Origin of the sequence: Flavobacterium sp. (assembly GCF_046293665.1) — a bacterium.
GTDB lineage: Bacteria > Bacteroidota > Bacteroidia > Flavobacteriales > Flavobacteriaceae > Flavobacterium.
Map to the genome: position 1 here is coordinate 250,777 of NZ_JBKBOL010000001.1, position 24,409 is coordinate 275,185.

Annotated in this window: 21 protein-coding genes; 12 read left to right on the plus strand and 9 right to left on the minus strand. The window is 36.8% G+C overall.

Annotated features, from left to right (window positions below):
* The first annotated feature begins 1 nt into the window (after position 1).
* A complete protein-coding gene (gene dinB / locus ACK4R1_RS01065) occupies positions 2-1,084 on the plus strand; it encodes a DNA polymerase IV (protein WP_409682415.1) in 1,083 nt (360 codons plus the stop codon).
* A gap of 52 nt (positions 1,085-1,136) precedes the next feature.
* Here the strand turns inward: dinB and ACK4R1_RS01070 are convergent, their stop codons facing one another.
* From ACK4R1_RS01070 to ACK4R1_RS01095, 6 genes are all read right to left on the minus strand, one after another.
* Complete coding sequence (locus tag ACK4R1_RS01070) at positions 1,137-1,901, minus strand: Bax inhibitor-1/YccA family protein (RefSeq protein WP_409682418.1); 765 nt, start codon at positions 1,899-1,901, stop codon at positions 1,137-1,139.
* Between the two features lie 42 nt (positions 1,902-1,943).
* Positions 1,944-3,374 carry a pyruvate kinase gene (gene pyk, locus ACK4R1_RS01075; RefSeq protein ID WP_409682420.1) on the minus strand — a complete coding sequence of 477 codons (1,431 nt, stop codon included), beginning with the start codon at positions 3,372-3,374 and terminating at the stop codon, positions 1,944-1,946.
* A gap of 5 nt (positions 3,375-3,379) precedes the next feature.
* Entirely contained in the window at positions 3,380-3,865 is a 486-nt protein-coding gene (locus ACK4R1_RS01080) for an IPExxxVDY family protein (RefSeq protein WP_409682423.1), read from the minus strand.
* A 115-nt stretch (positions 3,866-3,980) separates the two neighbouring features.
* Positions 3,981-4,721, minus strand: a complete 741-nt coding sequence (rnc, locus tag ACK4R1_RS01085) for a ribonuclease III (RefSeq protein ID WP_409682426.1) — start codon at positions 4,719-4,721, stop codon at positions 3,981-3,983.
* A gap of 6 nt (positions 4,722-4,727) precedes the next feature.
* Entirely contained in the window at positions 4,728-5,981 is a 1,254-nt protein-coding gene (gene fabF / locus ACK4R1_RS01090; RefSeq protein ID WP_409682429.1) for a beta-ketoacyl-ACP synthase II, read from the minus strand.
* A gap of 180 nt (positions 5,982-6,161) precedes the next feature.
* Positions 6,162-6,398 (minus strand): acyl carrier protein, encoded by a 237-nt coding sequence (locus ACK4R1_RS01095; RefSeq protein WP_007137004.1) that lies wholly within the window; start codon positions 6,396-6,398, stop codon positions 6,162-6,164.
* 175 nt (positions 6,399-6,573) lie between these two features.
* Here ACK4R1_RS01095 and ACK4R1_RS01100 point away from each other — a divergent pair, with 175 nt between their 5' ends.
* From ACK4R1_RS01100 to ACK4R1_RS01115, 4 genes are all read left to right on the plus strand, one after another.
* Positions 6,574-7,143, plus strand: a complete 570-nt coding sequence (locus tag ACK4R1_RS01100) for a phosphoribosylglycinamide formyltransferase (RefSeq protein WP_409682432.1) — start codon at positions 6,574-6,576, stop codon at positions 7,141-7,143.
* Positions 7,144-7,145: 2 nt separating this feature from the next.
* Entirely contained in the window at positions 7,146-7,628 is a 483-nt protein-coding gene (gene rnhA, locus ACK4R1_RS01105) for a ribonuclease HI (RefSeq protein ID WP_409682435.1), read from the plus strand.
* Positions 7,629-7,703: 75 nt separating this feature from the next.
* Positions 7,704-8,630, plus strand: a complete 927-nt coding sequence (locus ACK4R1_RS01110; protein ID WP_409682438.1) for a PfkB family carbohydrate kinase — start codon at positions 7,704-7,706, stop codon at positions 8,628-8,630.
* 123 nt (positions 8,631-8,753) lie between these two features.
* Entirely contained in the window at positions 8,754-10,652 is a 1,899-nt protein-coding gene (locus tag ACK4R1_RS01115) for an amidophosphoribosyltransferase (RefSeq protein ID WP_409682441.1), read from the plus strand.
* 605 nt (positions 10,653-11,257) lie between these two features.
* On the opposite strand, the gene ACK4R1_RS01120 is transcribed toward ACK4R1_RS01115, so the two are convergent.
* Positions 11,258-11,866: a superoxide dismutase gene (locus ACK4R1_RS01120; RefSeq protein WP_409682444.1), complete on the minus strand. Its 609-nt coding sequence runs from the start codon at positions 11,864-11,866 to the stop codon at positions 11,258-11,260.
* A 101-nt stretch (positions 11,867-11,967) separates the two neighbouring features.
* Positions 11,968-13,173 carry an MFS transporter gene (locus tag ACK4R1_RS01125; RefSeq protein ID WP_409682447.1) on the minus strand — a complete coding sequence of 402 codons (1,206 nt, stop codon included), beginning with the start codon at positions 13,171-13,173 and terminating at the stop codon, positions 11,968-11,970.
* Positions 13,174-13,281: 108 nt separating this feature from the next.
* Here ACK4R1_RS01125 and ACK4R1_RS01130 point away from each other — a divergent pair, with 108 nt between their 5' ends.
* The 7 genes from ACK4R1_RS01130 (at position 13,282) to ACK4R1_RS01160 (ending at position 23,537) form a co-directional block, all read left to right on the plus strand.
* The gene (locus ACK4R1_RS01130; protein ID WP_409682450.1) at positions 13,282-13,809 is read left to right on the plus strand and encodes a GNAT family N-acetyltransferase; all 528 of its coding nucleotides are present in this window, start codon (positions 13,282-13,284) and stop codon (positions 13,807-13,809) included.
* On the plus strand, positions 13,802-14,263 hold the full coding sequence (locus ACK4R1_RS01135; protein WP_409682453.1) for a hypothetical protein: 462 nt from the start codon (positions 13,802-13,804) through the stop codon (positions 14,261-14,263). The genes ACK4R1_RS01130 and ACK4R1_RS01135 overlap by 8 nt, the downstream gene beginning before the upstream one ends.
* Positions 14,264-14,266: 3 nt before the next feature.
* Entirely contained in the window at positions 14,267-17,416 is a 3,150-nt protein-coding gene (locus tag ACK4R1_RS01140; RefSeq protein ID WP_409682456.1) for a UvrD-helicase domain-containing protein, read from the plus strand.
* A gap of 30 nt (positions 17,417-17,446) precedes the next feature.
* Positions 17,447-18,637 carry a glycine C-acetyltransferase gene (gene kbl, locus ACK4R1_RS01145; RefSeq protein WP_409682458.1) on the plus strand — a complete coding sequence of 397 codons (1,191 nt, stop codon included), beginning with the start codon at positions 17,447-17,449 and terminating at the stop codon, positions 18,635-18,637.
* 153 nt (positions 18,638-18,790) lie between these two features.
* Positions 18,791-20,185: an OmpA family protein gene (locus ACK4R1_RS01150; protein WP_409682461.1), complete on the plus strand. Its 1,395-nt coding sequence runs from the start codon at positions 18,791-18,793 to the stop codon at positions 20,183-20,185.
* Between the two features lie 63 nt (positions 20,186-20,248).
* A complete protein-coding gene (locus tag ACK4R1_RS01155) occupies positions 20,249-23,008 on the plus strand; it encodes a PD-(D/E)XK nuclease family protein (protein WP_409682464.1) in 2,760 nt (919 codons plus the stop codon).
* A gap of 115 nt (positions 23,009-23,123) precedes the next feature.
* Positions 23,124-23,537, plus strand: a complete 414-nt coding sequence (locus ACK4R1_RS01160) for a GxxExxY protein (protein WP_409682467.1) — start codon at positions 23,124-23,126, stop codon at positions 23,535-23,537.
* A 76-nt stretch (positions 23,538-23,613) separates the two neighbouring features.
* Here the strand turns inward: ACK4R1_RS01160 and ACK4R1_RS01165 are convergent, their stop codons facing one another.
* The gene (locus ACK4R1_RS01165) at positions 23,614-24,396 is read right to left on the minus strand and encodes an alpha/beta fold hydrolase (RefSeq protein ID WP_409682470.1); all 783 of its coding nucleotides are present in this window, start codon (positions 24,394-24,396) and stop codon (positions 23,614-23,616) included.
* Positions 24,397-24,409: the final 13 nt, after the last annotated feature.

A 24,409-nucleotide genomic window follows, 5' to 3' on the forward strand; every position in this document is an offset into this window, starting at 1 on the left:
AATGGAATCCGAAGTTGTATATCGAAAAATTATACACGTCGATATGGATGCTTTCTATGCCTCGGTTGAGCAAATGGACAATCCTGAACTTAAAGGGAAACCATTGGCGGTTGGCGGAAGCGAAGTGCGCGGTGTGGTTTCGGCGGCAAGTTATGAGGCAAGAAAATTTGGTGTTCGTTCAGCCATGAGCGGTGTTCAAGCCAAAAGAAATTGTCCCGATTTGATTTTTGTCCGACCAAGATTTGACCGCTACAAAGAGATTTCGAAACAAATCAGAAAGATATTTCACGAGTATACCGATTTGGTCGAACCCTTGTCTTTAGACGAAGCTTATTTGGATGTTACCCAAAACAAAAAAGGCAATCCAAGTGCTTCCCTTATTGCGCAGGAAATTCGAAAACGCATTTTTGAAGAAGTTGGTTTGACTGCTTCAGCCGGAATTTCTGTGAATAAATTTGTGGCCAAAATTGCCAGTGATTATAACAAACCCAACGGTCAGAAAACCGTAAATCCGGAAGAAGTGGAAAGCTTTTTGGAAAACTTAGACATCAAAAAATTCTATGGCATCGGTAAAGTCACCACTGATAGAATGTATCATTTAGGTATTTTCACCGGAAAAGATTTAAAGTCAAAATCAAGAGAATTTCTCGAAGAGCATTTCAGCAAAAGCGGATTGCATTTCTACAATATTGTTCGCGGCATTCACAACAGTGCGGTAAAACCCAATCGAATTGCCAAATCGGTCGCGGCCGAGCATACTTTTAACGAAAACCTGACTTCGGAAATTTTTATGGTAGAAAAGTTGGAGCGCATCGCCAACGAATTAGAAAACAGACTCAAAAAACACAACATCTCCGGAAAAACTGTTACACTCAAAATCAAATACAGCGATTTTACGACACAAACACGAAGCAAAACCTTGCCTTACTTTATTTCCGATAAAGGATTGCTTCTCGAGACTGCCAAAGAGCTTTTGTTTCAAGAACGGATGAAAGAATCAGTTCGACTCCTTGGGATTTCGTTGAATAATTTAAATACTGAAATTAAAAAAACGGTTGTGGTACAATTGAAGTTTGAGTTTTAGCCACAAAAAAACCAGCCCGAAAGCTGGTTTTGCATTTTATGTGAATCGATAATTAATCTCTACTAGACAATTTAGATAACAATCTCAAGAACTCGATGTACAACCAAACTAAGGTAATCATTAAGCCCATTGCGCCATACCATTCCATGTATTTCGGCATTTTTTGCTCTACGCCTTTTTCGATTTGATCGAAGTCTAAGAATAAATTCAAAGCGGCAATTACAATCACAAATACGCTAATTCCAATACTAATTAATGAATTTCCGTGGTGAACCGGTGTAAAGCTGGTAAACATCGACAACAACCAAGAAATTAAATAATAAGTAGCAATCGCTAAGGTCGCAGCAACCACAACTGATCTGAATTTGTCGTTTACTTTTACGATTCCATATTTGTATAAACCGAAACAAACCATAAACGTAACAAAAGTACAGCTAACGGCTTGAATCACAATTCCTGGATACATCACTTCAAAAATAGCTGAAATACCTCCGATGAAAAGTCCTTCGAAAATAGCATAACCAGGCGCTAAAAAAGTTGAATATTGAGGTTTGAATACGGCAATCAAAACTAAAATAAATCCAACGATAGCACCACCAATGGTTAAAATCATAGGATTCTGACCGTCAAAAGTCATCATCCAAGTAACCGCAGCACTAGCAATTAATAAAACCAACATTAGGAAACTTTTGTTGATGGTTCCTGAAACCGTCATCGTTTGATTGTAATCAATAACCGTTGCTTCGTGTACTACTTCATTGGCACGTGAAGTATTTGAAAAAGTTTTGTTCTTAAAAAACGGATTGTTTGAATTCATATTTCTTGTTTTAAAAAATTTTAAAGTCTAAAAGTAATAAAATTATTCTATTTCAGAAACTCTCAAAGTATTTACCATTCCTTTATCGGCCACCGGCATTGCCGCTAAATTGATCAGCATGTCGCCTTTTTTCACATAACCATTGGCTTTGGCAATGTCATTGATGTCATCCACGGTGTCGTCTGTACTCACGAATTTGTCATAATAAAATGCATTTACGCCCCAAAGTAAATTCAATTGCGTTAAAATTCTTTTATTCGAAGTATAAACCAAGATATGTGATTTAGGTCTCCAAGCCGAAATTTGGAAAGCCGTGTAACCACTATTCGTTAAAGTTGAAATGGCTTTTGCCTTAATTTCATTAGCCATAATCGCAGCATGATAACAAATCGACTTGGTAATAAAACGTTTCGTTCTCACGTGAGGCGGATTTTGCGGTACCATGATCAGTGGTGAATCTTCAACGGCCTCAATAATTTGTGTCATTTTTTCGATTACCTCAACCGGATAATTTCCAACCGAAGTTTCTCCGGAAAGCATTACGGCATCAGCACCATCCATAACCGAATTGGCTACATCATTTACCTCAGCACGCGTTGGTGTTAAACTGGTGATCATCGTTTCCATCATTTGTGTAGCAACGATTACAGGAATTCTAGCCGTTTTCGCTCTGTGGATTAATTTCTTTTGAATTAATGGTACTTCATGTGCCGGAATTTCAACACCAAGGTCGCCACGAGCTACCATCAAACCATCACAGAATGCTACAATTTTATCAATATTTTCAACGGCTTCCGGTTTTTCGATTTTGGCAACAATTGGAATTTTATAGGTCGAGTGTTTAGCAATTAAGTCTTGCAACTCTTCTAAATCTTTTGGTGTTCTAACGAAAGAAAGTGCGATCCAATCTACTTCTTGTTCGATGGCGAATAGCGCATCTTTGATGTCTTTTTTGGTCAATGCCGGTAAAGACACTTTGGTATTTGGAAGGTTTACTCCTTTTTTTGATTTTAACGGCCCGCCTTGAATTACTTTACAAACTACTTCTGTCGTACCATTGGTTTCCAAAGCTTCGAACATCAATTTTCCATCGTCTAAAAGAATTTTTTCGCCCGGATTTACATCTCTTGGAAATTCTTTGTAATTCATGTAAACGCGTTCTTTCGTTCCCGGAACATCTTCTGCCGTTTGAAACGTTATAATATCACCTGGATTTACCACTACATCTTCTTTCATTACGCCTACGCGAAGTTTTGGTCCTTGCAAATCGGCTAAAATTGCGGTTGTGTATCCAAATTCATCATTCAATCCTCGGATGATATCAATTCTTTCTTTTACATCAGCATAATCGGCATGAGAGAAATTAATACGAAATACGTTCACTCCGGCATCGATCATTTTTTTAATCACCTCTTTCGAACTACAAGCCGGCCCTAATGTGGCGACAATTTTAGTTTTTTTTCTTGTTGGCATTTTAACTAAAAAATTAAATTATTTTTTGATTTTATTTTTTCTACTTCTACCGCGTAAACAGTACTAATCCTATCTATTTTTTTTAGGCTGTTGATAATTGTTGAAACATCAATAGCGACTTCATCATTTTCAATTTTCAAAAAGTAATCTACCTTTTTAAATTCGGGAATCAAATAAATTTTAGCTGAAAATTCATTGTTACTATTGGCAAACAACCCTTGATTGTTATTTTCAGAAGAAAGGATGGCGTCATTCTGATTTTGGACCAAATTCCAAGCTATATCTTTATCATCTTCAAAAATAAAACGGGTAAACTGTGTTTCGCCATCTTTATTACTGATATGGATGTTGCAATTGCTCTTTTTGAGATTGATGGGTAAATTTTGATTGATATAATACGCCAATCGATAATCCTCTAAAGGCGAATGTATAGCAATTAACTGATAATCTATTTCGTCAAACTCTTCAATATGCAATTTGTGAACATACATAACTATTGCAATTTAAGTTGTAAATATAGTATATCTAACACAGATTTTAACCAACTCAATATTGAGTTAACGTTATTTTATGAACGAAAACGTTATAGTTTTTTGAGAATCCGTATTATTTTTTGTTAATTTTTTCTTGAAATGCAAAATAAGCTCTTTGTGATGCTTTTTCTTCTGCTTTCTTTTTCGAAGTTGCTCTGGCTTTGGCAATGACTTTATTGTCAATACTCAATTTTACACCAAAGTATTTTTGTCCATCAATGCCATTGTCGTCAAACACATCATAATGAAAAGATTTCTTTTCTTTTTGGCACCATTCAATCAACAAGCTTTTGTAACTGATAACTTTCCCTTCTAATTTAGCGATATCAACGTAAGGAATAATAACGCTTCTTTGAATAAATTTTTGGCAAAAATCATAGCCTTTATCCAAAAAAATAGCTCCTATTAAAGCTTCAAAAATATTACCGTGTATATTCTCACCAAAATGTTGGGTTGGCACTTTACTTTCTACAAATCGGATTAGGTTTAAGTCTCTTCCCAATTCATTTAAATGTTCCCGACTGACAATTTTGGAGCGCATTTTGGTTAAATAACCTTCATCACCGGCTGGTGCTTCTTTGTACAAATGAGCAGCAATTACGGCACTTAGCATTGCATCTCCAAGAAACTCCAAACGTTCATAATTCATCGGATTGCCTTTCAAATCGGTTCGGTTAGTCGACCGATGGGTAAAAGCTTTTTCATAGTAGGTAATGGTTTGGGGTTTAAAACCAATAACTTTTTGAATTTCAGTAAAAAAAATCCCGTCCTCTGACGAACGGGAATTTTTAAATATATTTTTTAGAATTTTCATCTAATCTTAGTCTTCAATTTTTTTGAATAAAACGCAAGCGTTGTGTCCGCCAAAACCAAAAGTATTACTCATTGCAACATTCACTTCTCTCTTTTGGGCTTTATTTAAAGTCAAGTTCAAAGAAGGATCTATGTTTTCATCCACAACTGTATGGTTAATGGTTGGAGGAACGATTCCGTGTTTCATAGCCAAAATCGAGGCAATCGCTTCAATCGCACCGGCAGCTCCAAGTAGGTGACCAGTCATCGATTTGGTTGAATTGATATTAATGTTCTTCGCATGATCACCAAAAACAGCGCTAATGGCTTTCAACTCGGCCACATCACCAAGTGGTGTTGACGTACCGTGTGTGTTGATGTGATCAACTTGTTCCGGTTTCATTCCGGCATCGCGCAAAGTGTTTTCCATAACGGCAATAACCCCGATTCCTTCCGGATGTGGTGCCGTTAAGTGATAAGCATCTGATGACATTCCGCCACCACCGATTTCACAATATATTTTTGCCCCACGGGCTTTTGCATGTTCGTATTCTTCTAAAACCAAAGCACCTGCGCCTTCGCCTAAAACAAATCCATCACGGGTAGCATCAAAAGGTCTTGAAGCTGTTTCCGGACTTTCATTTCGAGTTGACAAAGCTTGCATTGAATTAAATCCACCCATACCGGCAATAGTAACAGCTGCTTCTGAACCACCCGAAATGATAACATCACACATACCTAAACGAATGTAATTGAATGCATCAATCAAAGCGTTGGCAGAAGAAGCACAAGCAGAAACGGTTGTATAGTTGGGGCCCATAAAGCCATTTCTCATAGAAATGTGAGCAGGAGCAATATCGGCAATCATTTTTGGGATAAAGAAAGGGTTGAATCTTGGCGTTCCGTCTCCGGCTGCGTAACTCATTACCTCTTCTTGAAATGTCTCCAATCCGCCAATTCCGGCGCCCCAAATCACTCCAACTCTCTGTTTGTTTACATTGTCATTGGTAATTCCGGCATCTTTTATTGCTTCTTCACTGGCAGCAATGGCATATTGTGCAAACTTGTCCATTCTGCGAGCTTCCTTGCGGTCCATAAAATCTTCGATATTGAAGTTTTTAACTTCGCAGGCAAATTTTGTTTTGTGTTTTTCAGTATCGTAATAGGTGATTGGCGCGGCACCACTTTTACCGCTGATCAGTGCATTCCAATATTCTTCGATGGAATTCCCGATTGGTGTTAAGGCCCCCAAACCTGTTACTACAACTCGCTTTAATGACATAATATGTTATTTACAATTGTATTTAAACAAATAATACCCATGTTTTCTTCAAATTTAATCATTAAAGAGACAGGGGTATTTCAATATTTTAAGATTGAATATCAATCAATGTTTATCTTTTTCAGTAAAAATAATAAAAACCCGTGAAAAACTATAGATTCTTCACGGGTGATTTATTTATTATTTTTTTGCTTCTTCGATGTAAGAAATAGCTTGACCTACAGTAGCAATGTTTTCCGCTTGATCGTCCGGAATTTGAATATCAAATTCTTTTTCGAACTCCATGATAAGCTCTACAGTGTCTAATGAATCAGCGCCTAAATCATTTGTGAAGCTTGCTTCTGTTACAACTTCGTTTTCGTCAACGCCTAATTTGTCTACAATAATCGCTTTTACTCTTGATGCAATGTCTGACATAATTTCTAAATTTTTAATTTTAATTGTTGGCAAAAATAAAAAACTTTATTTTAAAACAACCTTTTTGTTACTAAATGTGACTACGAAAATAAAAAAATTATTTAAGAATCTTACATTGTGATGGTTTTAATTCGAGTAATTATTCTTTTTTTTGTGCTACCAAATTTGATTTTCCATGAAAAAGATTCTGCTTTTTGCCTCGGGCGCTGGTTCCAATGTGGAGAATATCATACAGTATTTCAAAAACAACGATAACATAAGTATAGTCGGCATCTTCACTAACAATCAGCATGCCAAAGTTTTAGACATAGCAAAACACCACAAGGTGTTTTCCTTGATTTTCAATAGAGTTGATTTAAACGAAGGCTTTGTTTTAGAACAAATCAACAAACTTCAACCCGATTTAATCGTTCTGGCCGGATTTTTATGGAAAATGCCCGATGCGATAGTTCATCGATACCCAAATAAAATCATCAATATTCATCCTGCGTTGTTACCAGAATATGGCGGAAAAGGCATGTATGGTATGAATGTACACAAAACTATATTGGAAAACAAAGAAAAAGAAACCGGTATCACTATTCATTATGTCAACGAACATTACGACGAGGGTGAATTTATTTTTCAAGCTTCTGTTAATATTGAAAATTGCCAAGCACCGGAAGAAATAGCCGCCAAAGTTCATGAATTGGAACACGAGCATTTTCCAAAAACAATTGAAAAACTCCTAACGCCTAACTCCTAACTTTGAACTCACACCAAGTCCACATCTATACCGACGGCGCTGCCAAAGGAAATCCCGGAAACGGCGGTTATGGCGTAGTCATGGAAATGGTTGGCACACCTTATAAAAAGGAATTCTACGAAGGTTTTCGCTATACAACCAATAACAGAATGGAATTGTTAGCGGTAATCGTAGGTTTAGAAAAACTCAAAAACCCCAACATGAAAGTTTTGGTCGTTTCCGATTCTAAATATGTAGTCGATGCCGTGGAGAAAAAATGGGTGTTTGGTTGGGAAAAGAAAAACTTCGCCGGTAAAAAAAATCCCGATTTATGGATGCGTTTCCTTAAAATTTACCGCCAACACCAAGTTGATTTCAAATGGATTAAAGGCCACAACAACCATCCGCAAAACGAACGTTGTGATGAATTGGCAGTTTATGCTTCGGGTTTGCCAACGCTTTCCATCGATGCTTTTTATGAAAAAGAAGAAGGAAAATTGTTCTAAAACTTTAAAACTTAAACCATTTTAAACTTTTAAAGGAATAACGTATCTTTGCGCCTTTAATTTGAATCGCAAATAATGAACAAACTTTTAATCGTAGGAACGGTTGCTTTTGACGCTATCGAAACACCTTTTGGAAAAACAGATAAAATCTTGGGCGGCGCCGGAACTTTCATCGGTTTATCAGCTTCGCATTTTAACTTACAATCGGCCATCGTATCGGTGGTTGGCGACGATTTTCCACAAGAATATATTGATTTATTGACCGCCAGAAACATTGATGTCTCCGGTTTAGAAATTGTAAAAGGCGGCAAAACGTTCTTTTGGAGCGGTCGTTATCATAACGACATGAACTCAAGAGATACTTTGGCTACTGAGTTAAATGTATTGGCTGATTTCAACCCAATTGTTCCTAATCATTTTAAAGATGCTGACGTAGTGATGTTAGGCAACTTACATCCTATCGTTCAAACCGGTGTTTTAAACCAAATGACACAAAAACCAAAATTGGTAGTTTTAGACACTATGAATTTCTGGATGGATTGTGCCTTACCTGAATTATTGGACGTAATTAAACGTGTTGATGTTATCACAATTAATGACGAAGAAGCACGTCAACTTTCTGGAGAATATTCTTTGGTGAAAGCAGCGGCGAAAATCCATACCATGGGACCAAAATATGTAGTGATTAAAAAAGGAGAACACGGTGCGTTAATTTTCCATAATGAACACATCTTCTTTGCTCCGGCTTTGCCATTGGCAGATGTATTTGATCCAACCGGCGCCGGAGATACTTTCGCAGGTGGATTTGCAGGATTCATCACACAACAAGGAGACATTTCTTTTGAAACGATGAAAACTGCTATAATTCAAGGTTCTAACTTGGCTTCGTTTTGTGTAGAGCAATTCGGTACCGAAAGAATGCTGTCACTGAAAAAAGAAGAAGTGAACGAGCGCTTGAAACAATTCAGAGCTTTAACACAATTTGAAATAGAATTACAATAACTTTATGCCTCGAAATTTCGAGGCATTTTTATTAAAAAATGACCGCGAATTCGCAAATTTCTTTTGATTTTTTAATTTGCGAATCTGCGGTAAAATAAATTACACAACTAAACTACAACTACAATGAGCGACGCAATTAAACACGAATGTGGAATCGCCCTTTTAAGATTAAAAAAACCGTTAGCATTCTACAAAGAAAAATACGGCACGGCCTTTTACGGCATACAGAAAATGTATCTGTTGATGGAAAAGCAACACAACCGCGGTCAAGACGGCGCCGGATTTGCTTCAATTAAATTTGATGTCGAAGCAGGCGAAAGATACATTAGCCGAGTGCGTTCGAACAAAGCGCAACCGATTCAGGATATTTTTGCGCAAATCAACGAAAGGATTAATGAAGAGATGACTTTGCATCCGGAATATCAAGATAATGTTCAATTACAAAAAGACCACATTCCATATATAGGCGAATTGTTTTTAGGACACGTTCGTTACGGAACCTTTGGTAAAAACAGCATTGAAAGCGTTCATCCTTTTCTTCGTCAAAACAACTGGATGCACCGAAACCTTATCGTAGCCGGTAATTTCAACATGACTAACGTAACTGAACTTTTCAATAGCTTGGTAGAATTAGGCCAGCATCCAAAAGAAATGGCAGACACGGTAACCGTAATGGAAAAAATCGGGCATTTTCTTGATGATGAAGTGACTGATTTGTACCAAGAATGTAAAAACAACGGTTTATCCAAAAGAGAAGCTTCTCCGGTAATCGCCGAAAAATTAGATTTGGCCAAAATCTTAAAACGCGCCTCTAAAGGTTGGGATGGCGGTTATGCCATGGCCGGATTGTTAGGTCATGGCGATAGTTTTGTTTTTCGTGATCCGGCGGGAATTCGTCCGGCTTACTTTTATGAAGATGATGAAATTGTAGTTGTCGCTTCTGAAAGACCAGTCATCCAAACTTCTTTCAATGTGCCTTTCGAAAAAGTACAGGAGTTACAACCCGGACACGCTTTAATCATCAAGAAAAACGGAATGGTTTCTCAACAAGAAATCATTACACCAACGGTTAAAAAAGCTTGTTCGTTTGAGCGTATTTATTTTTCTCGTGGTAGCGATGCCGAAATTTACCAAGAAAGAAAACAGTTGGGTAAATTAATTTTGCCGGCGGTCTTAGAGTCGATTGAGAATGACACCGACAATACGGTTTTCTCTTTTATTCCAAATACCGCAGAAACTTCTTTCTATGGAATGGTGGAAGCGGCGAATGATTTTTTGAACCAAAGAAAAAACCAGTTCATTTTGAACAATCGTAAAACATTGACCAAAGAAAAATTGGAAGAAATCCTTTCAGTAAAAATCAGAACCGAAAAAATTGCTATTAAAGACGCCAAATTAAGAACTTTCATCACCGAAGACAGCAGTCGAGATGATTTGGTTGCCCATGTTTACGATGTGACTTATGGCGTAATTAAACCGACAGACAACTTGGTAATCATAGATGATAGTATTGTTCGTGGAACGACTTTGAAGAAAAGCATTTTAAAAATGATGGATCGCTTGAATCCAAAACGCATAGTTGTAGTGTCATCAGCACCGCAAATTCGTTATCCGGATTGTTATGGTATTGATATGGCGAAATTGGAAGGATTGGTTGCTTTTCAAGCGGCAATAGAATTATTGAAAGAAAGAAACCTTTATAAAATTGTAGACGATGTCTATAAAAAATGTAAATCTCAAGAGAAATTGAAAGACGCTGAAGTAGTGAATTTTGTAACCGAAATTTATGCGCCTTTCAGCGACACTGAAATCTCCAATAAAATAGCTGAATTACTGCATCCCGAAGAAATTAATGCCGAAGTAAAAATCATTTTCCAAACCGTTGACAACTTACATATAGCTTGTCCGAAAAATCTAGGTGATTGGTACTTCACCGGTGATTATCCGACTGCCGGTGGTAACCGTGTTGTAAACAAGGCATTTATGAATTTTTTCGAAGGAAAAGATGCACGCGCTTACTAAAATTTTAACATTTTTTGTCTTTAAACGATTATTGATGCAGTTCGTCTAAATTTTTTGTTTTCAAAATGTTAAACCACTTACATTTGACCTTACCATAGCATTAGTAGGTTAAGTTTATGGTAGATTTGGGGCAAAAAGGGTGAAAAGAAATTTTCACCTTTTTTATTTTCTACCAGCCTCAAAATCAACAAAAAAACTTCAACGATTATATTTGCCGTTTGTCTATTTTATTTTTTAGAACACAACAACTCCTATACATTTGACCTTACCATAGCATTAGTAGGTTAAGTTTATGGTAGATTTGGGGCAAAAAGGGTGAAAAGAAATTTTCACCTTTTTTATTTTATACAAGCCTGAAAATCATAAAAAAGGCAGTTTCTACTCTCATTTGCCTATCATTCCAATATAATTTCGTTTAAAAAGCACTTTATTCTTTTTGATGTTGTTAAATTTGTGCTACCATAGTATTTAGTGTAGGTTAAGTTTATGGTAGATTTGGGGCAAACAGGTGGAAGCAATTCCGCCTGTTTATTTTTATCCCTATTCCAATAAAAAAACCGACTGCTTTCACAATCGGTTTTAATTCTTCAAAAAAGAATCTTGTTTTATTTTTCTGTTGCATACAATCTTGCCACTTCAGTCCAGTTAATAACATTGAAGAAAGCTTCGATATAATCCGGACGACGATTTTGATAGTTCAGGTAATAAGCATGTTCCCAAACATCCATCCCTAAGATTGGAAATCCGCCACAAGCCGTATCAGGCATTAAGGGATTGTCTTGGTTTGGCGTTGAACAAACTTCCAACTTTCCGCCTTTGTGAACACAAAGCCAAGCCCATCCTGAACCAAAACGAGTAGCACCAGCTTTAGCAAACTGCGCTTTGAATTCCTCGAATGATTTAAAATCTCTTTCAATCGCTTCAGCTAATTCACCCGTTGGTAATCCACCGCCATTTGGCGCCATTACTCTCCAAAACAAATTATGATTATAAAATCCACCTCCGTTATTTCTAACCGCTGCGTTTTTCATATCCAAATTAATTAGTATGTTTTCAATGGTCAACCCTGCTAAATCAGTTCCTTCTATGGCTGCATTCAGATTGGTCGTGTAAGCGTTGTGATGTTTCGAATGGTGAATTTCCATCGTTCTGGCATCAATATGTGGTTCTAATGCATCGTATGCATAAGGTAATTGTGGTAATTCAAAAGCCATGATTAATTATTTTAAAGATTAATATTTGATGTTCAAATTTATAAATTATAAATCGTTTTTACTTATAAAATTCACATAATCATTTATAACATTTCGAAAAATTAGACTTCAACATATTCTAATTTTCGCTCTAATTGATAAGAAAGTACAACACACAATAAAATCAAACTAATACTTATGTAGCCTAAATAATTATAATTGTGAATCGCAAATTTAGCATCGCTGTAAGTAATCCAGCCGCTCATCAACGAAGCAAAACCTGTTCCGAGTGATTGCACACAAGAGTTTAAACTCATAAAACTACCACGCGTTTGACTGGTAACAGCCTGAGTAATCATAGCTTGTCCGGGAACAGTTCTTCCGGTTGCGGAACTAAACCAAAATCCGAAAATGCCCAAGACAATGAAAAGTTGCCAATGCGGCATATTGGTTATCAGTATCACAAAAAAAGTTGAAATTAAAGCCGCCCAAACGAACACAGTTCTCTTACCGTAACTATCGGCTAATTTTCCAATAATTTGAGCAGAAATTAACGAACAGATTCCACCAACTAAGTAGATTAAAGGGGTATATTCTTGTGGCACACCAACATTGTAAACCAAATAAGGATTAATTAACGGCACAATAATGAAATGCCCAGTAATCAATAAAAAACTAAATAACAACGCTGTGATTTGAGCTTGATTGCTAAAGATGTCATAGAAATTCGATATGCGTTCTTTCAACTTTATCGGAGTAGATAAATGCGCATTTACATTGGGAACAAATCGAAACAAAAATGGCAATAACAATATTCCAAAAATAGCTACTACTAAAAACGGATAATGCCAATCGTATTTATTGGCCAAAAACAATCCAAAAGGCACCCCAATTACCGAAGCCAATGCAAATCCACCCATCAACATGCCCATTGCTCTGCCTCGACGTTCATACGGAATAACATCGGCAATTATACTCAAAATTTGGGCACTGATTAATCCGCCAAACAATCCTGTAAAAGTTCTGGCTAATATCATCGAATAAGTTCCAAAAGCAAATGCACAAGCAAAAGTTCCGATTAAAAATCCGGAATAGCCAAAAAGCAATAATTTTTTTCGATCGAATTTATCCGCAAAGAAAATGGCAAAAAAGGCGCTCACAAAGGCCGCCAAAGAATAACTAGAAACAATAATTGAAAATTCTGAAGTCGTCAAATTCCATTTGGGCATCAAAATATTTCCCAAAGGCATCATGATCATAAAATCGAGTATATGCGTAAAATTGAGCAACGCCATTAACGCTACCAAAATAACTTCATTTCTTTTCAAAGCAATACATTTTAATTGTGCTGCAAAATTAAGCATTGCGGAATTCCTTTTTCTTAATAAAGAATTAATTAATTACATTAGTAGCATAAATAAAAACTATAGTTTCCCATGTTTGATTGGCAACCCAATTTTCTTGAAAACGAGCTCATTAAACTAATCCCTTTGCGGGAAACTGATTTCGAAGAACTATACGAAGTAGCTTCTGATCCGTTGGTTTGGGAACAACACCCGAACAAATTGCGTTATCAACTCGAAGTTTTTCAAAATTATTTTGAAGGTGCAATGTTATCCAAAGGCGCTTTTTTAATTCGGGACCAAAAAACCAAGGAAGTAGTTGGCTGCAGTCGGTTTTACGATTATAACGAAAATGATAATTCGGTTTTAATCGGCTACACCTTTATCGGGCGGAAATTTTGGGGTAACGGTTACAACAAAGCTTTGAAAAAAATCATGCTCGATTATGCGTTTCAACAAGTCGATAAAGTCTATTTTCATATTGGCGCGTTTAACATTCGGTCACAAAAAGCCATTGAAAAAATAGGTGCCATAAAAGTGGATGAATTTGAAGTCGAATATTATGGCGAAGACGCGAAGTTGAATTTTGTTTATGAAATAGCCAAACAAGATTATGAATAAAAAAGCATTACAAATACTGCTCTCATTCTTTGTCTTTATTCTTGCGGCAATCAGCGCTTTCTTTTTTGAAGATTACTTCAGAAGATTAATCAGGTACTTTTTCAAATTTTCTACTGATAGCAATATTACTTTTATCGGCAAAAATTTCCATCTTTTTGCCAGCGGAATATTTATAATAAGTTTTGGCGTTTTCTGTTTATTGCTTTTTAAAATTTCGGACAGAAAAAAACCTTTTAATACTTTAATCGTTTCACCTTTATTTCTAATTTCAACATTTGTTATAAGTTATATTGATAGCCATTCAAGGATTTTAGAATGCACTGCTTGTGATGATGGAAAACTTAACATACATTACAATGCAATTGATTATGACTTGATTTTTATCACTAGTTTGATCATCAGTATCAGTCCATTTTTAATTAAAATAATCCGCGAATCTGCGGTCAAAAAATAACTAATGCAAAAAACCGCTTTCTCCATATACGACGCTTCCGCCGGTTCGGGCAAAACTTATACTTTGGTCAAAGAATATTTGAAAATTATTCTGTTGTCTAAAAAACCCGATGCTTATCGCAATATTTTGGCCATTACGTTTACCAACAAAGCCGTACACGAAATGAAAAGCCGTGTCGTGGAAAGTTTGTCGGAGTTTGCCAAAGAAAAACCTTCGGAGAAAGCGTTGCAATTGATGCAAGACATTCAGGCAGAAACCGGATTATCCTTGGCTACCATTACCGAAAAAGCCAAAAGCATTATAAAAAATCTGATTCACAATTATGCCGCTTTTGATATTTCTACCATTGACAAATTCACGCATAAAGTCATACGAGCTTTTGCGCACGATTTGAATTTGCCGATTACTTTTGAAGTGTCTCTGGATACCGAAAACTTATTAACCGAAGCCGTTGATGCCATTATAGCCGAAGCCGGAAACGATGAAACCTTAACCAATTTGTTGGTCAATTTCACGATGGAAAAAACCGATGACGACAAATCTTGGGACATTTCACGCGAAATTATGGAAACGGGAAAGTTAATTCTCAACGAAAACAACCGAGAAGAAATCACGCATTTTCAAAACAAAACCATCGCTGAGTTTATCGAAATCAAAAACAAACTCACCGAACTTTGTGCGCAATTAGAGGCCGAAACGGTTGAATCAGCAAGCGAAATGTTATTGTTAATTGAAAACAAAGGCATTGACCTCAAATCGTTTTCAAGAGAAACTTTCCCAAATCATTTAAAAAGTATTGTCGAAAAAAGATTCAATCCTATCAACAAGAGATATCATCAGTTTGAAGATATTGCTATCAACAAAACCGCTTCAGACCGAGCGACAATTGAAAGCATTATTCCTAATTTACTCGAAATCTTAGCTTCGATTTACAAAAAATTCGAAAAGAAACATTTCTATGAAGCGTTTCTCAAAAACATCACACCGCTTTCTTTGCTGAATACTGTTAGTAACGAATTGGACAAAATTCAGAAAGAGCAAAATATCTTATCGATAGCCGAGTTTAACAAACTCATTTACGACCAAATCCAAAACCAACCGGCGCCTTTTATTTATGAGCGTTTGGGAGAAAAATATAGAAATTTCTTCATCGACGAATTTCAAGATACGTCCGAAATGCAATGGCACAATCTGATTCCGCTGATTGATAATGCGTTGTCGAGCGAAGATTTGAATGGTGAACAAGGTTCGCTAATGATTGTAGGCGATCCGAAACAATCAATTTACCGTTGGCGCGGCGGAAAAGCCGAACAGTTTATAGAATTGAGTAAAGACAAAAATCCGTTCGTCAATCCGGATAAAAAGCTTTTTTCATTGGGAACCAATTGGAGAAGTTACTCGGAAGTCATAGACTTCAACAACAAATTGTTTGCTTTTTTGAGTCAGGAATTCGCTCACGAAGATTACAAAGATTTGTACCAAAACCACAGCCATCAACAATGCAACACCAAAACCGGTGGTTATGTCAATATTTCTTTTGTGCCCAAAGTCGAAAAAGCCGCTTTTGACGAAGAGGAAAGTCCGGAGAAAAACGAATTGTATTTGCAAGCCACTTTATCTGCCATTGAAAAAGTAAAACAAAAAGGCTTTCGCTACAAAGACATCGTAATTCTTACCCGAAAAAAAGCACACGGAACAGAAGTCGCCAATTATTTAACCGAAAACGGGATTCCGATTTTGTCCTCGGAAAGTTTATTACTCGGCGCCTCTTCCGAAGTGCAAGGCGTAATCCACATTTTGCGCTATCTGAAAAACAACAGCGATTTAGTGGCCAAAGCTAACTTTCTTTACTATTTGGCTTCGCAACAAGACCAATTGCAAACGCACGATTTCATTGCGCAAGGCATGGAACAAAAGTCGGAGACCGAATTTCAACAATGGCTGATTGGTTTTAATATTGATTTTTCGTTTCAAAATATCCGCAAAAAATCGCTTTACGAAGCCTCGGAAATCATTATTGCCAAAGTCATTCCGATGGACAAACGCAATGCTTACATTCAGTTTTTCTTGGATTTAATTTTGGAACACGATTTAAAAAAACAAGCCGGTATTTCGGACTTCCTTACTTATTGGGATAATAATTCTGAAAAGCTGAGTATTCCGTCGCCGGAAGGAAACGATGCCGTTCGCATTATGACCATTCACAAATCGAAAGGATTGGAATTTCCGGTGGTGATTTTTCCTTTTGCCGAAGAAGATTACAGCAAAGGTCCACGGGAAAAAATATGGCTCAATGCCGATGAAGAAGTTACCGGATTGCCGAAAGCCTTAGTGGATAAAAGTAGTAAAGTTGAAGGTTATGGCGAAGAAGCGAATGTGATTTACCAACAAAAAAAACAGGAAGAATTGCTCGATAACATCAATGTTTTGTATGTAGCGCTAACCCGTGCCGAAGAACAGTTGTATATTATTTCGGGCATGCAAAGTCGCAGCAAGACTTCGGGCGAATATCCTAACAATATGGCGACGTTTTTTATCAAGTTTTTGGGGAATGATTTTGACGAAAGTAAATTCGACTATTCATTTGGCAAAGCCGAAAAATTATCCGAAACCAAAGAAATCATTGACGAAACCGAAACTATTCCGCTATTATCGGCTACTTTGAATCCGAAGAACATCAAAATTGCCCAAAAAGAAAGTTTGATGTGGAATACACAACAACAAAAAGCGATTGAATTTGGGAACATTCTCCACGAGATTTTATCTTTTGTCAAAACCAAAGACGATATCGATTTGGCCCTAACCAAAGCCATAGAAAACGGATTGATTATCGCTTCGCAAAAAGAAACAGTAGAACAAACGATTAATAAAGTTATTCATCATCCCGATTTGATTCATTATTTCGCCATTGGCAACAAAATTTTAAACGAAAAAACCATCATTCAAAAAGAAGGCAGTCTCGTAAAGCCCGACAGAATGGTCATCAACAACAACAACGAAATTTATTTGCTCGACTACAAAACCGGTGCGCATCAAACCAAATACACTACTCAACTAGAAAATTACCAGAATGCCATAGAAAAAATGGGTTTTAAAGTAACTAAAAAAGCTCTCGTTTACATTGGGGAAAGCTTGGAAATAGTAAATTTGTAACCACAAACGATAAACAACAAACCAAACAACATGTACGGAAAAATTCAACAACACCTACTAAACGAATTAAATACCATTGAGCAAAACGGTATTTTCAAAAGAGAACGTATTATTACTTCGCCACAAGGTGCCGAAATTACAGTTAACGGCAAAACAGTATTGAACTTTTGTGCCAATAATTATCTAGGCTTATCATCCCATCCGGAAGTAATTCAGGCAGCCAAAGACGCTTTGGATTCTCATGGCTTCGGAATGTCATCGGTGCGTTTCATTTGCGGGACACAAGACATCCATAAAACTTTGGAAAAAAAGATAGCCGATTTTTACGGTACAGAAGATACCATTCTATATGCAGCGGCTTTTGATGCCAATGGCGGCGTTTTCGAACCTTTATTAGGCGAAGAAGACTGTATCATTTCAGACAGTTTGAACCATGCTTCTATTATTGATGGCGTCCGTTTGTGTAAAGCAGCGCGTTATCGTTATGAAAATTCCAACATGGAAGATTTAGAAAACCAATTGAAAAAAGCGGTAGAAGCCGGTCATCGTTTCAAATTAATCGTAACCGATGGTGTTTTCTCTATGGACGGATTGGTAGCGCCGTTAGACAAAATTTGCGACTTAGCCGATAAATACGATGCTTTGGTTATGGTAGACGAATGTCATGCGGCAGGTTTCATCGGAGCTACAGGAAAAGGAACGCTCGAAGCCAAAGGTGTAATGGGCAGAGTAGACATCATCACCGGAACTTTAGGAAAAGCTTTAGGTGGTGCAATGGGCGGATATACTACGGCTAAAAAAGAAATCATAGAAATCTTACGTCAACGTTCGCGTCCGTATTTGTTCTCCAACTCATTGGCTCCGGCTATTGTTGGTGCTTCCATCAAGGTTTTTGAACTTTTAGAAAAAGACACTACGCTCAGAGATAAATTAGAGTGGAACACCAACTATTTCAAAGCAGGAATGAAAAAAGCAGGATTGGATATTATCGATGGGGATTCAGCCATTGTTCCTGTAATGTTGTATGATGCGAAATTATCTCAAGTCATGGCCGACGAATTGTTGAAAAAAGGCATCTACGTTATCGGATTCTTTTTCCCTGTTGTTCCGAGAGACAAAGCCCGAATCAGAGTCCAATTATCGGCAGCACACACAAAAGAGCATCTTGACCAGGCCATTAAAGCCTTTGAAGAAGTAGCAAAGATGTTAAATGTTATATAAAATGACGTTAAATATTGCGTAATTGTTATCATAATTCCAAAATTCCTCAAAATCATTATATAATTTCCATATTTTAACAATAAGATTTTGATATTATATTAATACGTATTACTTTTGCTCTATTATAATTATTATAATCTAATCAAATTAAGTATGAAACATCTTAACAAATTATTCGTTGCTATGCTAATGTTAGCTGGTTTAAGCTCACAAGCTCAAGACAGCAACAACCCTTGGGCAATATCGTTTGGGGTTAACGCAGTAGACACAAGAGTAAGTGCTGCATCAAAATTAGAAGATCAGTTTTCACAGTATTTCAATGCTAATGACAACTGGAATATTCTTCCTTCAGTATCTTTCGTAAGCGTGTCTAAACACGTTGGCGGTAATTTCTCTTTTGGAGTTACTGGTTCTGTTAACAAAATTACTAGGTTTGTTTTGCCAAGAGTTGGTGAAGGACCATATGAAGTTGTGAATCCTGGTGATTTAAACTATTATGCTGTTGATGGAGTTATTAACTACAGCCTAATGAGTTTAATTGGATCTAAAAAAATTGATCCATCTATTCACGCCGGTGGAGGTTACACTTGGATTGGTGACGACATGAGCGCCGGAACTGTAAACGGAGGTTTAGGTTTAACTTATTGGTTTAGTGAAAATGTAGGTTTATCTCTTCGTTCAACTTACAAACATTCTTTCGAAGATTTACGTGAAGATATGCCATCACACATGCAACATTTTGCAGGTCTTACTTTCAAATTTGGAGGTTCTGACAAAGACGGTGACGGAATTTATGACAAAGACGATGCTTGTCCAGAAGAGCCAGGTCTAAAACAATTCAACGGTTGTCCTGATACTGACGGTGACGGAATTGAGAACAGCAAAGATGCTTGTCCAGATGTTGCTGGTCCTGTTGAATTCAACGGATGTCCTGATACTGACGGTGACGGAATTGCTGATAATGTTGATGCTTGTCCAGAAGTGGCTGGTTTAAAACAATTTGGTGGTTGTCCTGATACTGATGGTGACGGAGTTCAAGACAAAGAAGATAAATGTGTTGACGTTAAAGGTCCTAAAGAAAATGGTGGTTGTCCTTGGCCAGATAGAGATGGTGACGGTGTACTTGACAAAGATGACAGATGTCCAGACGTAAAAGGTACTGCTGCAAACAATGGTTGTCCTGAAGTTACTGAAGAAGCGATCAAAAGATTGAACGACTATGCTAAAACTATCTTATTTGATAGCGGTAAAGCTTCATTCCAACAACAAACTTACCCAGTATTACAAGCAATTGTAGCTATCTTGAAAGAGTATCCAAACTCTAACTTCTCAATCGAAGGTCACACTGATAGCGATGGTAAAGATGCTGCCAACCAAATACTTTCTGAAAACAGAGCTGCAGCCGTTAAAAATTATTTAATTGAAAACGGAATTGCATCTTCAAGATTGTCTTCAGCTGGTTTCGGTGAGTCTAAACCAATCGACACCAACAAAACTAAAGCTGGTAAAGCTAACAACAGAAGAGTTGAAGTGAAATTAGTAAAATAATTTCTTCTCAAAATATTTCTAAAAAACGCTCCGAAGTTCGGGGCGTTTTTTTATTTTTATAAAATGTCAAAACCAACATTTCTTTACCAACTCGCACAAGAAATTCTTAAAACCCATTCCAATAATCTATTGGATTTGGTGGTAATATTACCTAACAAAAGAGCCAAAGTATTTCTGCTAGAAGAGCTAAAGAAATCTGTCTCCAATAATGTCTTTGCGCCCGAAATCATCAGTATAGAAGAGTTTATTCAAGAGATTGCCGGCATTCGTTCCATTGATAGCATTGAATTGCTTTTCGAATTTTATGACGTCTATCTTTCCGTAACCGAAAAAGACAAACAAGAATCTTTCGAAACCTTCGCCAATTGGGCCAAAACACTGCTACAAGATTTCAACGAAATCGACCGTTATTTATTAGATCCAAACCACATACTAAAATATCTTGAAAACATCAAAGAGATTGAACATTGGGCTGTAGATATTGAAAAGCGAACTGAACTCATAGAAAACTACCTAATCTTCTGGAAAAAATTGCCGAAATATTATCAATCGCTGTATGATTATCTACTGAACAAAGGCATTGGTTACCAAGGTTTAATCTATCGCGAAGCCGTTGAAAATCTGAATCACTTTTCGGAAAATAATAACAACCGATTCATTTTCGCAGGGTTCAACGCATTAAACCAAGCAGAAGAAAAAATTATCCAACATTTATTGGCCTTAGACAAAGCCAAAATCTATTGGGATATTGACGAGACTTTGCTCCACGACACTTTTCACGATGCCGGTTTGTTCCAAAGAAGATTCAAATCGGAGTGGATTTACTATAAAACGCATCCTTACGAATGGATTGTAAACGATTTTACCGAAGCCAAAAACATCCACGTGATAGCGACTTCCAAATCTATCGGTCAAGCCAAAATTACCGGAAGCATTATTGAACAACACGTCGCCAAAAACGATTCTAATCTGCAAAATGTAGCCGTAGTTTTGGGTGAAGAAAATTTGTTATTACCCGTATTACATTCATTACCCGATACCGTAAATGCCTTGAACGTGACCATGGGTTTTTCGAGTAAAAACAATCCGGCGCAGTTGCTCATTGCCAAATTGTTCAAGTTGCATTCCAATGCGCTCTCAAGAAATCCGGGCAGTTATGTGATGTATTACAAAGATGTACTCGACATTTTAACGCATCCGCTAATTGAACCTTATGTTTACGCCGGTGAATTGGTGAACCGAATCAACAAAAACAATTACACTTTTATTACCCATAAAAAACTAGAGGAATTATATACTCAGGAAAATAATTTGTTCCAAAGGCTGTTCCGAAAATGGGATACAAGTTCAGTAACCGTTTTAGAAAACCTTTCTCAGATTCTGCTTCAAATCAAAGCGAATTTGAGTTACGACAACGAGGAAGAAAAAATCACCAATGCCTTTGTTTATTCTGTATTCAAAGTGATTAACAAGATGACTTCTTATTTTGCCGAACATACCAATATAGATGACATCAAAACATTACACGCCATTTACAAACAAGTGATTGATGTGGCTGAAGTTTCGTTTGAAGGCGAACCTTTAGACGGTCTACAAATTATGGGTGTTTTAGAAAGTCGTGTGCTCGATTTTGAAACTGTAATCATTACTTCGGTCAATGAAGGTAAATTTCCGGCCGGAAAAAGCACCAATTCTTTTATCCCGTATGATGTGAAACGCGAACTAGGATTACCGACTTACAAAGAAAAAGACGCGATTTATACTTATCACTTCTATCATTTATTACAACGTGCCAAAAACATTTACCTCATTTACAATGCCGACAGCGACGGATTTGATGCCGGAGAAAAAAGCCGTTTTATCACCCAATTGGAAGTCGAAAAACAACCCAATCACAACTTAACGTTTCAATATTTCAATCCGAATGTGCCCAATATTGCACACCAACCGATAATTGTTCCCAAAACAGAAAGTGTTTTAACACGCTTGCACGAAATTGCTGCGAATGGTTTTTCTCCTTCATCGTTAACGACTTACATCCGCAACCCAATTCAGTTTTATTTTGAAAGAGTCTTGCGCATCAAAGAAGTCGATGAAGTGGAAGAAAATGTAGCGGTGAATACTTTAGGAACCATTATTCACGGAACTTTAGAAGAACTTTACAAACCTTTTATCGGAAGATTGTTGACCAAAGTTGATCTTGAAAGTTGTTTCCAAAAGATAGAAGAAGAAGTACTGAATCAATTCAAAGAAGTGTACAAAGAAGGTGAAATCAAAAAAGGCCGAAACCTATTGGCTTTTGAAGTCGCGAAACGCAATGTCTACAATTTTCTCAAACTCGAATTAGAAGCTTTGGAAAAAGGTGATGAAGTGCAAATCATTGCTTTGGAACAAACCTTTGAAAGAACTTTAGAAGATGCGCGTTTACCCTTTCCGGTATTGATTAAAGGAAATGTAGACCGAATAGAACTCCGCAACGGCAAAATCAGAATCATCGATTACAAAACCGGTAAAGTGGAGCAAAAAAATGTCACCTTAAAAGATTGGAACGGTTTAACGGAAGACATCAAAAACGATAAAATCATTCAGATTTTGGCCTACGCCTTCATGTATGAAGAACAAGCCAAAGGCCTCGACATAGAAGCCGGAATCCTTTCGTTTAAAAACTTAAAAGCCGGATTTTTACCGTTTAATTTCAAGGAAGATAAAGATGTAACCGATATCGTTTCTCCTGAAATCATGGATAATTATCTGGAACAGATTGTAGTTTTATTGCAAGAAATTTTTGATATAAATTATTCTTTTGAAGAAAAAAATAATTAATTTTAATTTCAAAGACACAGTAAAACAATTTTGTGCCTTTTGGTAAACCATTATTCTTTGTAGTTAAAAAAATTGAACCACAAAAGACATAAAGAATAACAAAGACACAAAGATTATGAATTTAACAAAATCCTATCTTACCGATTTAACTTATCAAATAAATGGAGCTGCTATTGAAGTTCATAAATTTTTAGGCCCAGGATTATTAGAAAGCATTTATCACAAATGTTTAAAAAAAGAACTGAGTGAAAGAGGTATTTCATTTCAATCAGAATTATTGGTACCTATCCTATTCAAAGGACTAGAATTAGAAACTGATTTAAGATGTGACTTATTTATAGAAAATTGTATCGTTGTTGAATTAAAAGCCATCGAAACCATTGCTCCTATTCACCATGCACAATTATTAACTTACATGAAACTATTAGAAGCGCCGAAAGGAGTTTTATTCAATTTCCATACTGTAAACTTGTTCAAAGATGGGCAGAAAACCTTTGTTAACGAGTATTTCAAAAAGTTGGAAGATTAAATCTTTGTGACTTTTGAAAATCTTTTGATTCTTTTGTGGTAAAAAATTGAAACGCTAAAGACATAAAGAAATAAAACTAAACCTTCTTCAAGAAATTCAGTAATACTTTCAGCAACTCCTTTTCGTTTTCAATGTGGCTCATGTGACCGTCGGGAAAAGTGGTGAGTTCGACTTTGGTGCCTTCTATTTGTTCTAAATTGTCTTCGTAAAGTAAAACGCCGTCTTTTTGGCCCAAAACCAATTGCATCGGATAAGGCGCAAAATGCAAAATCACTTCGCGGTCTTTACGGATTTTCATGCCCTCGAGAGCCGCAACGATTCCTTGTAATGGTGTTTTTAAAGCTTGTTCCTTTACCTTTTCGATTTCATCCGCTAAGCGTTCGCGGTTGTCTTCGGCGAATAAATTGGCAATCGACATGCTGACAAAAGCGCCATAATTCTGTTTGACACAAACCACAGCACGGTCGCGATTGGTTTTGCGCTCGTCACTATCCGCCCGGGAAGTAGAGTTCAATAAGAACAACCCTTTCATGTGATCAGGAAACAATTCGGCGAAAGCCAAAGCTACATAACCGCCCATAGAATGTCCAACAAGCACTACTTTCCTAATTTTTAAATGCAACAGCAAAGCGAATAACATATCGGCTTGGTCTTCCATGGCGTGAACATAACCGAGACATTCAGTTTCCCCGTGACCTAATAAATCAACAGTAATGACGCGGTATTTCTTAGAAAGCTCCGGCACAAAAGCCTTCCACATCGTTTTGTTTTCGAGAAAACCGTGTAATAACACCACAGCTGTACCTTTACCTTCGTCGGTAAAAGAGATTTTGGTGTTTTTGTAGGTAATGATCTTCATTGATGCAAAAATA

Coding starts and splice junctions, on each gene's coding strand:
- ACK4R1_RS01150 (WP_409682461.1), top strand. CDS start 18,791: ATGAAACATCTTAACAAATTATTCGTTGCTATGCTAATGTTAGCTGGT.
- ACK4R1_RS01115 (WP_409682441.1), top strand. CDS start 8,754: ATGAGCGACGCAATTAAACACGAATGTGGAATCGCCCTTTTAAGATTA.
- rnc (WP_409682426.1), bottom strand. CDS start 4,721: ATGAAAATTCTAAAAAATATATTTAAAAATTCCCGTTCGTCAGAGGAC.
- ACK4R1_RS01120 (WP_409682444.1), bottom strand. CDS start 11,866: ATGGCTTTTGAATTACCACAATTACCTTATGCATACGATGCATTAGAA.
- ACK4R1_RS01110 (WP_409682438.1), top strand. CDS start 7,704: ATGAACAAACTTTTAATCGTAGGAACGGTTGCTTTTGACGCTATCGAA.
- pyk (WP_409682420.1), bottom strand. CDS start 3,374: ATGCCAACAAGAAAAAAAACTAAAATTGTCGCCACATTAGGGCCGGCT.
- ACK4R1_RS01135 (WP_409682453.1), top strand. CDS start 13,802: ATGAATAAAAAAGCATTACAAATACTGCTCTCATTCTTTGTCTTTATT.
- ACK4R1_RS01095 (WP_007137004.1), bottom strand. CDS start 6,398: ATGTCAGACATTGCATCAAGAGTAAAAGCGATTATTGTAGACAAATTA.
- ACK4R1_RS01080 (WP_409682423.1), bottom strand. CDS start 3,865: ATGTATGTTCACAAATTGCATATTGAAGAGTTTGACGAAATAGATTAT.
- ACK4R1_RS01160 (WP_409682467.1), top strand. CDS start 23,124: ATGAATTTAACAAAATCCTATCTTACCGATTTAACTTATCAAATAAAT.
- dinB (WP_409682415.1), top strand. CDS start 2: ATGGAATCCGAAGTTGTATATCGAAAAATTATACACGTCGATATGGAT.
- ACK4R1_RS01155 (WP_409682464.1), top strand. CDS start 20,249: ATGTCAAAACCAACATTTCTTTACCAACTCGCACAAGAAATTCTTAAA.
- kbl (WP_409682458.1), top strand. CDS start 17,447: ATGTACGGAAAAATTCAACAACACCTACTAAACGAATTAAATACCATT.
- ACK4R1_RS01070 (WP_409682418.1), bottom strand. CDS start 1,901: ATGAATTCAAACAATCCGTTTTTTAAGAACAAAACTTTTTCAAATACT.
- ACK4R1_RS01140 (WP_409682456.1), top strand. CDS start 14,267: ATGCAAAAAACCGCTTTCTCCATATACGACGCTTCCGCCGGTTCGGGC.
- ACK4R1_RS01130 (WP_409682450.1), top strand. CDS start 13,282: ATGTTTGATTGGCAACCCAATTTTCTTGAAAACGAGCTCATTAAACTA.
- ACK4R1_RS01100 (WP_409682432.1), top strand. CDS start 6,574: ATGAAAAAGATTCTGCTTTTTGCCTCGGGCGCTGGTTCCAATGTGGAG.
- fabF (WP_409682429.1), bottom strand. CDS start 5,981: ATGTCATTAAAGCGAGTTGTAGTAACAGGTTTGGGGGCCTTAACACCA.
- ACK4R1_RS01165 (WP_409682470.1), bottom strand. CDS start 24,396: ATGAAGATCATTACCTACAAAAACACCAAAATCTCTTTTACCGACGAA.